This window comes from Mesorhizobium sp. M0119, assembly GCF_040322615.1.
GTDB lineage: Bacteria > Pseudomonadota > Alphaproteobacteria > Rhizobiales > Rhizobiaceae > Mesorhizobium.
Window position 1 is genome coordinate 1 of the sequence record NZ_JAMYTU010000028.1, and the last position, 12,192, is coordinate 12,192.

15 protein-coding genes are annotated in these 12,192 nt (G+C 61.3%); 4 read left to right on the forward strand and 11 right to left on the reverse strand.

Annotated features, from left to right (window positions below; genetic code table 11):
* Window positions 1–208 precede the first annotated feature (208 nt).
* The 3 genes from NKJ40_RS22555 to NKJ40_RS22565 are packed head-to-tail and all read right to left on the reverse strand — an operon-like array spanning window position 209 to window position 2,564.
* The gene (locus NKJ40_RS22555) at window positions 209–754 is read right to left on the reverse strand and encodes a flavin reductase family protein (RefSeq protein ID WP_352467967.1); all 546 of its coding nucleotides are present in this window, start codon (window positions 752–754) and stop codon (window positions 209–211) included.
* Entirely contained in the window at window positions 754–1,848 is a 1,095-nt protein-coding gene (locus NKJ40_RS22560; RefSeq protein WP_352455311.1) for an LLM class flavin-dependent oxidoreductase, read from the reverse strand. The genes NKJ40_RS22555 and NKJ40_RS22560 overlap by 1 nt, the downstream gene beginning before the upstream one ends.
* Window positions 1,848–2,564 carry a GntR family transcriptional regulator gene (locus NKJ40_RS22565; protein WP_352467968.1) on the reverse strand — a complete coding sequence of 239 codons (717 nt, stop codon included), beginning with the start codon at window positions 2,562–2,564 and terminating at the stop codon, window positions 1,848–1,850. Before NKJ40_RS22565 ends, NKJ40_RS22560 begins: the two co-directional genes overlap by 1 nt.
* A gap of 417 nt (window positions 2,565–2,981) precedes the next feature.
* Between NKJ40_RS22565 and NKJ40_RS22570 the strand changes: the two genes are divergently transcribed.
* Complete coding sequence (locus NKJ40_RS22570; protein ID WP_352467969.1) at window positions 2,982–3,257, forward strand: hypothetical protein; 276 nt, start codon at window positions 2,982–2,984, stop codon at window positions 3,255–3,257.
* Window positions 3,258–3,301: 44 nt separating this feature from the next.
* Here the strand turns inward: NKJ40_RS22570 and NKJ40_RS22575 are convergent, their stop codons facing one another.
* The 5 genes from NKJ40_RS22575 to NKJ40_RS22595 all read right to left on the reverse strand — a co-directional run bounded on the left by NKJ40_RS22575 (window position 3,302) and on the right by NKJ40_RS22595 (window position 4,830).
* A complete protein-coding gene (locus NKJ40_RS22575; RefSeq protein ID WP_292657136.1) occupies window positions 3,302–3,520 on the reverse strand; it encodes a hypothetical protein in 219 nt (72 codons plus the stop codon).
* A gap of 3 nt (window positions 3,521–3,523) precedes the next feature.
* Window positions 3,524–3,703 carry a hypothetical protein gene (locus NKJ40_RS22580; protein WP_352467970.1) on the reverse strand — a complete coding sequence of 60 codons (180 nt, stop codon included), beginning with the start codon at window positions 3,701–3,703 and terminating at the stop codon, window positions 3,524–3,526.
* 136 nt (window positions 3,704–3,839) lie between these two features.
* A complete protein-coding gene (locus NKJ40_RS22585) occupies window positions 3,840–3,998 on the reverse strand; it encodes a hypothetical protein (RefSeq protein WP_292657142.1) in 159 nt (52 codons plus the stop codon).
* Window positions 3,999–4,146: 148 nt separating this feature from the next.
* Window positions 4,147–4,584 carry a GFA family protein gene (locus NKJ40_RS22590; RefSeq protein WP_352516487.1) on the reverse strand — a complete coding sequence of 146 codons (438 nt, stop codon included), beginning with the start codon at window positions 4,582–4,584 and terminating at the stop codon, window positions 4,147–4,149.
* Window positions 4,585–4,611: 27 nt separating this feature from the next.
* Window positions 4,612–4,830 carry a hypothetical protein gene (locus NKJ40_RS22595; RefSeq protein WP_352467972.1) on the reverse strand — a complete coding sequence of 73 codons (219 nt, stop codon included), beginning with the start codon at window positions 4,828–4,830 and terminating at the stop codon, window positions 4,612–4,614.
* A 145-nt stretch (window positions 4,831–4,975) separates the two neighbouring features.
* Between NKJ40_RS22595 and NKJ40_RS22600 the strand changes: the two genes are divergently transcribed.
* Entirely contained in the window at window positions 4,976–7,276 is a 2,301-nt protein-coding gene (locus tag NKJ40_RS22600; RefSeq protein ID WP_352467973.1) for an FdhF/YdeP family oxidoreductase, read from the forward strand.
* Window positions 7,277–7,343: 67 nt separating this feature from the next.
* On the opposite strand, the gene NKJ40_RS22605 is transcribed toward NKJ40_RS22600, so the two are convergent.
* Window positions 7,344–7,703: a response regulator gene (locus tag NKJ40_RS22605; protein WP_352467974.1), complete on the reverse strand. Its 360-nt coding sequence runs from the start codon at window positions 7,701–7,703 to the stop codon at window positions 7,344–7,346.
* The gene (locus tag NKJ40_RS22610) at window positions 7,700–10,804 is read right to left on the reverse strand and encodes a CheR family methyltransferase (protein WP_352467975.1); all 3,105 of its coding nucleotides are present in this window, start codon (window positions 10,802–10,804) and stop codon (window positions 7,700–7,702) included. Before NKJ40_RS22610 ends, NKJ40_RS22605 begins: the two co-directional genes overlap by 4 nt.
* 147 nt (window positions 10,805–10,951) lie before the next feature.
* Here NKJ40_RS22610 and NKJ40_RS22615 point away from each other — a divergent pair, with 147 nt between their 5' ends.
* Window positions 10,952–11,149, forward strand: coding sequence for a hypothetical protein (locus NKJ40_RS22615; protein WP_352467976.1), 198 nt, complete (start codon window positions 10,952–10,954; stop codon window positions 11,147–11,149).
* Window positions 11,150–11,198: 49 nt separating this feature from the next.
* Window positions 11,199–11,747: a response regulator gene (locus tag NKJ40_RS22620; protein ID WP_352467977.1), complete on the forward strand. Its 549-nt coding sequence runs from the start codon at window positions 11,199–11,201 to the stop codon at window positions 11,745–11,747.
* A 24-nt stretch (window positions 11,748–11,771) separates the two neighbouring features.
* Here NKJ40_RS22620 and NKJ40_RS22625 read toward each other — a convergent pair whose 3' ends face one another.
* Window positions 11,772–12,041: a hypothetical protein gene (locus NKJ40_RS22625; protein WP_352467978.1), complete on the reverse strand. Its 270-nt coding sequence runs from the start codon at window positions 12,039–12,041 to the stop codon at window positions 11,772–11,774.
* Window positions 12,042–12,192 lie beyond the last annotated feature (151 nt).

Consider the following 12,192-nt stretch of genomic DNA (forward strand, 5'->3'; position numbering starts at 1 on the left):
TCCGATGCTGGCCTCCACTCCAGCCAGCATCTTGAATCACAAAACAGATAAATCTGGAATCCCCTTTGATTCCGTCAAAGGGGGAACCGCTCTAGAACAAGGGATTTCCAAATGCGCATTGCCGTACTCCCTCTGATAGATTCACTTCGCCGGGGCCCATCATCGGGCCGATCTGAAATTGCACGCTGCGCCGCCACACGAACGGCGGTTAGTTGACATCATCTCCCACTGTCAGAAACCGCCCATGCGCGTAGAAGACCGGCGATCGGTGAGCGCGATCCAGCGCGACGCCTGAGACGATGCCAATGACGATCATGTGCGACGCCCGCACAATGATTTCGGCGACCCGGCATTCGAACATTGCCCGCGCGCCGACAAGCAAGGGCGCGCCGGTTTCGCCGCGCACCCATGATCCGGACGAGAACCGCGCGGCGCCCTTGGCTTTGGTCATGCCGCCAAAGGCACGCACAACGTTCTCCTGGTCACCGGCGGGAAGATTGACCGAAAAAGGTAAGCCTTCGCGAATGGCCGAGGCAAAGGTGCTGCCGCGGTTGACACAGGCCAGCAGCGACGGCGGCTCGGCACTGAACGAGCAGAGTGCTGTCGCCGTGATGCCGCAAAAGCCGATCTCGTCATGCTCCGAGGCGAGGATGGCGACCGAGCCCGCCACAGCCCTCATCGCCTGCTTGAACGCGCGCGGATTAATGGCGTCGTGCCCATCCACCCACGGCGTCGGAATGGCGGCCGCCGGCATCAATTTACTCGAAGCCCGGCCTGGCGCATCAGCGGCAGCACGCGGTCGCAGAAGAAGGGCAGTTCGTAGGTGTAGTTGACGAATGTGAGGGCGGCGCCGGAGTAACCCTGGTCCATGATCTCGGTGAGATCGTCGACGATCTTTTCCGGCGTGCCGATGAGCGGGAAGGTTCCAGCACCGCCGGCGAACCTTTGCCGATATTCGGTGAAGGCCTTCGCATCATGCGAGTTCGCGAATTCCTTCTTCTTGCGCATATGCTCGTCGACCGCGCCCTCGTCCGCGCATTCCAGCGCGTAGTGCCGGTAATAGTCCTCGGCTTCCTGCTGGGTCTCCCGGCAGACGACGTGACAGACCGTATAGACGCCGACTTCGCGTCCGACCTCGGCCGCTCGGTTGGTGATGTCGACCACATGCGCACGGCCGTCGGCGATTTCGGAAAAAGTCGAAAACAGATAGTCGCAGTGGCGCGCTGCATAGTTGCGCCCCGGCGCGCCGAAGGCGGCGTTCATGGTCACCGGGCGCGGCGCCTGCAGGCTTGGCGGGCGGCTGACGACACCCTTCAGATCATAGAACTCGCCGCTGAAGTCGAACGGCTCCCTGGATTGATAGGCACGCACGATGATGTTGATCCATTCCTCGGCCTGATCGTAGGTCCGCTCGCCGACCGTCTGCCCGAACATGGCGAACTCGTCCGGGTTCCAGCCGCAGACGATGTTCAAGCCGGCACGCCCGTTGGAGATGTGGTCGACCGTCGCCAGCGCTTTGGCAGCCTGCAGCGGGTGAACCAGCGGCACATGCACCGTCATGAACAGGCCGATGTTTTCGGTGGCGACGGCAAGGCCCGCCGCCCAGGTGAAAGTCTCGAACGACCATTCCCGCACATGCGTCAAACCGCCGAAGCCGCGCCAGCGGGCGATCGGCAGCAGAAACTCAAGGCCGGCGCGATCGGCGATACAGGCGGAGTTGAGGTTGTCTTCCCAGCGAGCGCGCCAGCGCTCGGGGACGGTGGTCATTGCCAGGCCGCCATCGGCGTTCATGGAAAAGACGCCGAGCTTGAACCTGTTCGGCCCTTTCAGCGGGTGCTGCTTCCTGATCATGATTTCCCCCGCCGCGACATGCTCTCACCTCCACCGCTGGAATATTGAAACGGTGGGCTCAGCTTCATGAAACGCTCCTCGGCGTTCTGAATGAAGTGGGTCATGCAGTCGTAAGCGGCGACGGCGTCGCGCTTGACGAATGCCTCGTAGATGGCGCGCATGCCGGCCACGACGACGGCCTGCGTCGGCTGGTGCGACAGCGTCCTTAAGCGGACGACGAGCACGTGGTCGGCGAAGCGGGCAATCGTTTGTGAAAGGCGCTCGTTCTCGACGGCACCGAGCCAACAATTCCTGAATGCCGAATTGGCTTGGAAAAAGCGATCGGCATCGCCGGCGGCGGCCGCAGCCTCCGCCTCCCGAAGCGCGGCTGCAAGCGTCTTGAGGCCAGCGGCGTCAAGTGTCCGCGCAGCGTGTGCGGCGGCCCGCGGCTCGAGCAAGCGGCGGACCTCGAAGATGTCGGCAACATCCGTTGCGGTAAGTGTGGGCAGCGTGAAGCCGCGTGTGGTGCCGACGAGGTAGCCCTCATGCACCAACTGCATCAAGGCGTCGCGGACAGGCATTCTGGAAATGCCGAGCTGGGCGGCGATGTCGACATCGACGAGCTTCTGGCCAGGCGCCAATTCGCCGTGCTGTATGGTCAGCCGGATTTGTTGATAGACCTGGGCACGCAGATTGCCATCGCCAACCCGTTTGAGCTCTATCGTTTCCGTCATCCGCGCCTTCCCATGCGAAGATTTCGTATATGGTTTGAGGCTGGTGTTCTCGCAGTGATCCGTTGAAATGCAGCCACATATCGATAGAATTCGACCTGCAGGCCATGTTCCAACGCGAAGTGGAGCACAGGCTGGACCGCCTGGCAAGATGTTTTAAGTTTATAATGTATACTGTTTGGTTCGCCGTCCGGAGGCAGCGGAGCCCGCGACGGCAGGGATGGCTAATGATCCGGGTGGGTCGGTAAAAAACGTACAGATGTTTTTCCGTGACACATCGAAGCTGTCGGATTTAAGTAAAATACTTGCGATCTGCGCGCGCCGGCACGCCCACCCCCGATCCCCTCGCCGGTGCGCATTACTGGATCGCCCGCCGTATCGAAAGGTGCGGCGGGCTTTTCGTTTGGCGAGGAGGCGCTTATGCGAGACTTGCCCAGGAATATCGACGCTGACGTCGTGATAGAGATCAGCAAGCTGCTCGACAATCGGGCGAAGTCGGTGCCGGTGCCAGTCCATAAACTTGCAGCGATGATCCGGCGGGGCATCGAGACCCGCCTGACGGATCACTCCATCGAGGAGCTGATCGTGGAAATGGCCGCGACGCGGGGGCTTCCGATGCTGTTCGATTTGCCGGTGGTCCCGGTGGCAAATGTCGACAATGTCGTGCCGATTGCCTCGGCGCGCCGTCCCCGCTGACATTTCGCTCGAGCTCTACCTACCTTTCGCGTCGCCACCCGATTTCACTTGCCCTGATGCGCGGGCCGAGTGTCGCCTTTCTTTTCAGGGTCGTGGGTATGATGGCTGTCGCGTTCGCCGCCGCCGCCGGAGACCTTGCTGTGGCTGCGCCGGTCGGATTCGGCCGGCGGCTTTTCTACGCTCAGCGGCTTCTTGGCGTTTTCGTGCGCGGCGCCAGGACCGCCTTGGCGGATGCTGGCAGGAGTTTTCTTCGACGTGGACATGACCTAGCGATCTTGAACGTTGCCTTGATGGGTGGTGTTGACCTTCGTGTTGCCTTGCTGGCCCTGCTTGTCGGGATCCGGAACGGCAGATTGCGGTGCCTGGTCGGCTGCTACCGATTTTTTTTCACCGGCGCCCTTTGGGCTCAGATTCTTCGGCGGCACAGGGGGAGGTTTTGTGCTCATGGCGTGTCTCCTTCCGCCACCCAAACAAGCGGCTCGGGAGAAAGGTTCCCGAGGGTCCGATACGAAGGGCGGTTGCCGCAACGAGCCGGGTCCACAGTCCGTGGCTTGGCCGGCGGGAGGCCGGCATAATCCAGGACTATTTCTTGATGATGTTTCCGTTGTTCAGATCGAAGGCCTGGGCGCCGAAAGCCTGCCTGAAGAAATCCTCCTGCAGATCGCCCCATTCGCCGAGATAGGCGCCGCAACTGCTGCAATAGATCGGCGTCGAATCCTTCGGGTTGTCGGGAATCTCCATCAGGATCGTCCCACACGCCTTGCAATCGAGCTTGTCATCCAAGCGGCGGCCCATTGGCACATGATCGCGCGTTTTCAGCCGCGCGCCAATCGTCGTTTTCGTACGAAGCCAGAATGGCACGTTTTCCAACCAGCGAGGGGATCGAAAGCTAGCGTTCCGCCGGATTTCCGAAGGCCGGATCTCGCCGCCTCGAATACGTCCCCACCCGCGGCAGCTCGTCTGGAAAGTCGACCCAGGGCAGCCTCATGTCCCAATATGCGTGGGCCTGTGGCGGAAAGCGTTCGGGGTGGTCGAGAAAGCCGATCGCCAGATAGAGTTCGTCGGGCAGGCCCTGGTCGATATAGCTGATCGATGTTCCGCAATCCGCGCAGAAGGACCGGAGCACGCCGGGGGTTTTCGAAAAGGTCTTCGGAGTGCCGGTGAGCAATGTGAATTCAGAAGGCCGATAACCGACCCACACCGTTAGCGGGCTTCCCATCGCCTTGCGACAGTCGTCATCGTGATCGGAGCAAACCCAGAACGGCTCGCCGCGCATTTGCGCCGTTATGGCGCCGCAAAAACAGGAACCCGTTTCAGTTCGTGGCATTAGCTAACTTCATTGCCGGACCGGCCTTCATTGCTGGCCTGGCATTTCGGTATTTTCCCTGGGGTTCTTCTTGATGCCGGCGGCAGGCGAGGTGTCGGCCGGGGCATTGCCCCCCTGGTTCTGCTCAGGGGCTCTTTTGAGCGGCGAGGTTTGCCAGCCCATATCACCGTACAAAAAGCCTATGAGAAGGCCGACGATGATGATGGCCGAAATCACCATTGCAATTAACGCGTTACGTCGCTCCATTTCGCACGGCTCCCTTCTTTGAGCCGAACAAACGATGGCGGAAATGGTTCCGGTGAGACGGACGGCGTGACGGGACGGAGCCGGCCGGGAACATTCAGCCTCACGGCGGGTTCGTATGAGTGCTCTTCTACAGGGAGTGGCTCGCATGAAACCCGCCGTAACCGATCGCATCGAAACCAAGAAATACGACCACCCGACAGGCGGCTGGGGATCACTCAAATCCCTGGTCCGCAAGGCGCGAGGCGAAGGCCTGCTATTGTCCGGGATATGGAGCACGCTGCTCAAGCAGAACAAGGCCGACGGCTATATGTGCGTGTCTTGCTCATGGGCAAAGCCGGCCCAGCCGAGGCCTTTCGAATTTTGTGAAAACGGCGCCAAGGCGACGATGTGGGACCAGACCAAGCAGCGCTGCGAACCCGCATTCTTCGCCGAGCACTCGGTGGCGGAATTGCTCGATTGGCCGGACCACGATCTGGAGAAGCAGGGCAGGCTTACCGCGCCCATGCGCTACAATGCCGCCACCGACCGTTACGAGCCGGTTTCCTGGGACGATGCGTTCGGCGACATAGCTGCCGAATTGCGACGGCTCGATCCCAAATCGGTGGTGTTCTACACGTCCGGCCGCGCCTCGCTCGAGGCCTCGTTCATGTACCAGCTTTTTGCGCGGATCTATGGGTCTTCGAACCTGCCCGATTCGTCCAACATGTGTCATGAATCAACCTCGGTCGGCTTGCCGGAATCGATCGGCTCGCCGGTCGGGACCGTGCAGCTCGAAGACTTTGCAAAATGCGACATGATGTTCTTCTTCGGGCACAACACCGGGGTGACGGCGCCGCGCCTGCTGCATCCGCTGCAAGAGGCGCGTCAACGCAACGTGCCCGTCTTCACTTTCAATCCCTTGCCCGAGCGGGGACTGAAGCGCTTCAAGAATCCGCAAAACCCTCTCGACATGCTGTCGCCCGGACCGGGCACCAAAATGTCCAGCGACTTCTTCCAGGTTCGTTCGGGCGGCGACATCGCCGCGATGACGGGTATCGCCAAGGCGTTGCTGGCCCTCGACGATGCCGCCCGCGAAAGCGGCAGGACGCGTGCCCTCGATACGGCTTTCATCGCCGAACACACGCATAGCTTCGCCGAGTTCGAAGCCTTCCTGCGCAACACCCAGTGGAGCGATATCGTCGCGCGATCCGGCATCGCGCAGGCCGATCTGGAGCATGTCGCCGAGGTCTACAGTCATTCCAACGCCGTGATCGGCAATTACGGCATGGGCCTGACCCAGCATCGGCACGGCACCGAGAACGTCCAGATGCTGTGCAATCTTTTGATGATGCGCGGCAATATCGGAAAACCCGGCGCCGGCATTTCACCGCTGCGCGGCCATTCCAATGTCCAGGGGCAGCGTACCGTCGGCATATCGGAAAAACCCGAGCTCGTCCCACTCGACAAGTTCGCCGAATTCTACGCCTTTGAACCGCCGCGCGAGAAAGGTCTCGATACGGTCGAGACCTGCGAAGGCGTCATCGACGGATCGGTCAAGGGCTTCGTCGGGCTCGGCGGCAATTTCGTGCGGGCCGTTCCGGAAACCGGCCTGGTCGAGAAAGCCTGGCGTGGGCTCGACCTGCATGTCGAGATCGCGACCAAGCTCAACCGCAGCCACCTGATCACCAGCCGGACAACCTATCTGCTGCCTTGCCTGTCTCGGCTGGAAAGAGATCATCAGGCGAGCGGCGACCAAAGGGTGTCGGTAGAGGATTCCACCGCCTGTATCCACGGCTCATTCGGGTCGCGACCTCCGGCTTCGCCACATCTGCTTTCGGAGCCCAGGATCGTTGCCGAGCTTGCCAAGGTGACAGTGCCGGGCAGGAGTTCGATCCCATGGGACGAGTGGGTTGAGGATTATTCCCGCATCCGCGACGAAATCGAGCGCTGCTACCCCCAACATTTCCGCAACTTCAACGAGCGTTTCCTGACGCCCGGCGGCTTCCATCGCGACATCAAGGCGAGCAAGCGAGTGTGGGAGACGCCGAACAAGAAGGCCAACTTCAAGCTGCCAAGTGGCCTTGAAACCGACCCTGACATCGATGTCGCCGGCCGCGATGTGCTGACGCTGATCACGGTGCGCTCCAACGACCAGTTCAACACGACGGTCTACGGCTACAACGACCGGCTGCGCGGCATCAGCGGCACACGCATGGTGCTGTTGATGAATGAAAAGGATATTCAGCGCCTCGGTTTGAGCGCGGGACAGGAGGTCGATCTCGAGGCCAATGCGCATGATGGTGTGGAGCGCCGCGTGCGCGGGCTGCGCATCACGCCTTTCTCGGTGCCGGAGGGAAATTGTGCCGGCTACTATCCCGAGCTCAACCCGCTGGTTCCTTTGTGGCACAGAGCCGAGAAGGCTCATGTTCCGGCGGTCAAATCGGTACCGGTGCGGATCTTGCCATAGGCGTTCGTCGTTCGCGGCAGGCACGCACCACGCCGATGTGACCTGGCGCGACTTTCAAATCGCAACCTCAGCCGGCTCGTGCGAGTTCATCCACGGCATTCAGGATCGCACTCTGGCTCGCCGGCTTCTGGACGATCCTGCATGTGCGGAACCCTGCCGGAATTTCGCGTTCGCCATACCCGGAGAGGAAGGCGAACGGAACACCGCGCGTCCGTAATGCTTCCGCGATCGGATAGCTGGTTTCCTCGTTCAACTGGATATCCAACAACGCCGCGTCGATGCCGCCTTCACCGACGAGATGGAGTGCTGCCGTCACCGACGAAACCGGTCCAACCACCTGATGGCCGGCTTTGCGCAGGTAAGCCGCCGCGTCGTCGGCGATCAGCCATTCGTCCTCGACGATCAGCACACGCACCTTTCCGGTCACGACGAGCCCTCGCGGGTCAGAGGAAATGCGATTTCCGCCTCCAAACCATTTGAGTGGAAAGTTGTTTCAACCTTTCCGCCCAGCCGGTAGCCGATTTCGCCACGTAGAAGGGTAAGGCCGAAGCCGCTGTCGGTTGGCTCCTTGATGCGGGGGCCGCCCTTCTCGCGCCAAGTGAGCCTGAAGGTTCCGTCTGCGACCGACCATTTTACGACTATCCGCCCGGCAGGTTTCGACAGTGCGCCATATTTGGCGGCATTCGTCGCCAGTTCATGGATTGCCATGCCGAAGGAAAGCCCTTGTACCGGCTTGAGGTTCACCCGTTTGCCATGGAGTTCGAACCGTTCGGCCCCGAAGGGATCGAGTTCCTGGCGCAGCAGTTCCTCGACGGAAGCTTCGGTCCAGCTTTCTCGCGAGAGCAGACTATAGGCTCGTGACATCGCCTGCAGCCGGCCGACCAAGGCGTCGGCGAACTCGTCTTTCGACGCCGAGTTTTCACGTGTCCGGTTGGTGATGCTGGCGACGACCGCCAGCATGTTCTTGACGCGATGGTTCAGCTCCGAGATGAGCACCTGCTGACGCTCTTCCGCCTGCGCCAGTGTCGTCACGTCGATCAGGGTCACGACCACGCCCTGGATGCTGCCGCCTTTGTCCCGGTAAGGGTTGATGCGAACCAGGTAGAACCGGCCCTTGTCGTCGCGCGTAAGGTGATGGTTCAGGGTCTCTCCCGACTCGAACACCGCCTGGATGTGCCGCTTCAGCTCGGGGTAGTCGAGCTGGCTCGAAAGATCGGTCAGCGGCCGGCCGACATCGGATGGACGCAAGTTGAAGAAGGACGATGCCGCGGGAGTGAAGGTCCGCACCACAAGATTGCGGTCGAGGAAGATGGTCGCGATTTCCGTGCTTTCGAACAGGTTCCTGAGATCGCTGTTGGCGCGGTCGAGCTCCTCTATCTTGCCGGTCAGCTCCGCGTTGATGGTGTTGAGCTCTTCATTGAGCGACTGCATCTCCTCCTTCGAGGCCTCAAGCTCCTCATTGGTCGACTGCGCCTCTTCATTGACGGAGACGAGTTCCTCGTTCGAAGATTTTACTTCCTCCAGCGCGGTTTCGTATTCCTCGATGGTCGACTGCAACCGCTCGCGTGTGTCGCGCAACTCCCGTTCGAGATCGGCCGCATCGTCGGTGCCGCGGCTTTCGCGTGCCGGATCGGAGCGTATCTGGGCCTGTCCCACCGGATTGAACAGGACGAGGTAGAGGGGCTCGCCATTGCCGCGCTCCGTGTACGGTTCGACCGTCAGTGTAATGAACTGAAGCTGTCCGTCGTCTTCGTCGACAGCTATGTTCTCCCGCACGACCGTGCGGCGCGTCGTGGCTGCTTCCCGCAACGCGGCGCGCAGCTCAAGTCTCAGCCCGCGGCGGGCCAGGGTCAGCAGCTGCCGGCTCGGGGCGCCTTGCGGCGCTTCCAGATATTTGCCCGTCCGCGCCGAATAGTAGACGATGTCGCCATCGCCATTGACCAGCACGTGAGGCGGGGCGAACCGCTCCAGCACCTGAGCCTCGATCGCCTGGCGGAGCGAATGGCTGGCGGCATCGTTCTTCGAGCCGCCGCGTCCGACCGGAGGGACATCCGCGCGGCCATTGCCGATAAGGACCGGCGGCCGCGGCGTGGCATGTTCCCGCGCCTGGAATATCCGCTGCTTCTTGTCGACCGTGGCAAACAGGTCGCCGTGCGGGCCGACGCTTTCCGATGTGCCCAGGAACAGATAACCGCCCGGCCTCAGCGCGTAATGGAAGATCGGAATGACCCGGTTCTGGATGTGCGGGCCGAAATAGATCAGCAGGTTGCGGCACGAAATCATGTCGATGCGCGAGAAGGGAGGATCGCGGATAACGCTGTGCGGCGAAAAAATGCAGAGTTCGCGCACCTCTTGGCCCAGCACATAGCTCTCGCCGTCGCGGTGGAAAAAGCGTTGCCTGCGCTGTGGCGATAGCCCGTGCAGCAGCGCTTCGGGATAACGCGCCGCACGCGCCACCGCGAGCGCCGGCTCGTCGATGTCGGTCGCGAATATCTGGACGCGCGGCGGAGCCGAAAGCTTCTCCATGCGCTCGCGCATCAGCATGCCGATCGAGAACACCTCCTCGCCGGTGGCGCAGCCAGGCACCCAGACACGCACCGCATCGGAGGCGTTCTTGCCTTCGAAAATCTGCGGAATGATCTTGTCCTCCAGCAATTTGAACGCTTCGGCGTCGCGAAAAAAGCTGGTGACGTTGATGAGCAGGTCGCGAAACAGCTTCGCCACCTCGTCGGCATCCCTCTTCAGCCGCTCTATGTAGGTGGTGATCGACTGCAGCTGCGTGATCTGCATGCGCCGCTTCACGCGACGCAGGAACGTCTTGGGCTTGTAGCCGGAGAAGTCGTGACCGGAATGACTGCGCAAAATGGCGTAGATTTCATCGCGGGCCCGATCCATCTCGGCCTTGTGCTCGTCGTCCGCTTCGGCCAGTCCGCTCAGCACCTCGAAGCCGCGGGCAAACGCCTGAAGCTTTGCGCCGATCTGCTCTGCGGGCGCCGCTATGTCGATCAAGCCGCTCGAAATCGCACTCTGCGGCATGTCCGGGTTGCGGGGGCCGTACCCGTTGGACGCCTGGGCTATGGTCAGCCCGCCATGCTCCTTGATTGCCCTGGCGCCGAGCGTGCCGTCCGAATCGCCACCCGACAAGATAATGCCGACGGCATACTCGCCCTGGTCCTCGGCCAATGCGCTGAAGAAGATGTCGATCGGCTTGCGCTCGCGGTTGAGCGTGTTCGGCCGGCGCAGCGAAAGCGCGCCCTTACGGATGGTGAGGACGACGTTTTGCGGCATCACATAGACCTGGTCGGGTTGGACCTCCACGCCCTCCTCGGCCACCAAGACCGGCATTTCGGTGTAACGTCCGATGACCTCGTGCAGCAGACTTTCCCGCTCCGGGCTGAGATGCGTGACGACGACGAACGCCATGCCGGTGCCGCCGGTCAGTCCTTTGAACAAGCCCTCCATCGCGGGAATGCCGCCGGCCGATGCGCCGACGCCGACAACGGGAAATCTTCCATTCTGGAATGCCACGCCACGCCTCTGGTAACAGCCGCGAACACGAGACCGTCAAATCGGGCTTAGATTAAGACCGGGCCGAGCCTCAGGCCAGCGAATAGTCTACCAACGGAACAAAGCACCGCCGGTCGGCATTAACATTTGACTTTGGAGGCGGTTCCAATGGCAAAACGACCACCTGAAATAAAGCGGGCTAAGCAAATCCTGTTGCCCTCGCCTGATCTGACCAAGTTCCCCGTATCTGAAAACATTCCGCCTCGCCTGCTCGCGCTCGCGGAACGATTGCAAGAGCTCCTGGCCAGCCACTTTGAACAAGTCTGCGCCGACGGCCGTAAAACCCGCAGGAAGAAGGAACAATGAGGTGCGCGACCTGCAAGGCTTGCATATCCTGATCGTCGAGGACGAATGGATGCTGGCGGGCGATCTTGCACGTTACTTCAGCAAGATGGGCGCCGTGGTGCTTGGCCCAGTGGCGACGGTCGAACAGGCATCGAAACATACGGACGAGGCGGAAGCCGCGATCCTGGACGTCAATCTCAACGGACGACGGGTATTCCCGATCGCCGACGAACTGATGCGCCGTGGCGTGCCGTTCGTGTTTTTCAGCGGCGATGAAGACATCGTTATTCCGGAGCGCCTTCGGTATGCCAGCAGCCTCCGAAAATCCTCGGACGGCCAGGCTGTTTTCGATGCTCTCTTCCCAGCCGAGACGTCGGCATCGAAAGGAGGTCGAGCGTCGGAGCCCTCGGACGACGTATTTTCGCTGCTGCCTAAGCTCAGGCTCGCGGCGCGTCTGCTGCTGGGAGACATGGATGCTTCCGACCGGCTGGTCGAGCGAACACTCGAGCAGGCCATCGGCGAGATCGACAAGAGACGATCGGGCTCCTCCACCGAGGACTGGCTCAACGGCATCATGCGAAACATCGTCAGGGCACGCGGAGCAAACCTGCTGCACTGACCGTGGCCGCTGTTTGCCGCGACCCTACTTCCGGCTGCGCTCGACGAATTTGTTGAAGCGGCTGGTTTTTCCGCCGCTGGTCTCATCCTGGTAGAGGAAGGCCAGTTCGTTCTCATCGAATATCCTGAAGAACTCGTCCCACTCGACGGGCTCAAACGTCTCTTCAGGCTCGCCGAAATCGATGCGCAGTATGCCGCCCTCGCCCTTGGTGCGCACCACCGCCGGCCGCCCGTCGCGGTCCTCGGCCCAACGGCGGATTTCGTCGTGATCGGTGGTCGTCTTCGATTCAGACATCGCAATCTCCCTTGGATTCCACCGCGAGATCCCCCGCATTGCACAACCAGCAGATGCATCGCTGCCCGGCATGTGCGCGCGGTTGGTCGAACATGGCTCCTAACACCAAGCAGCCTTCGATGTTCCCACGCCTGGTTGAAACCTACCCCGG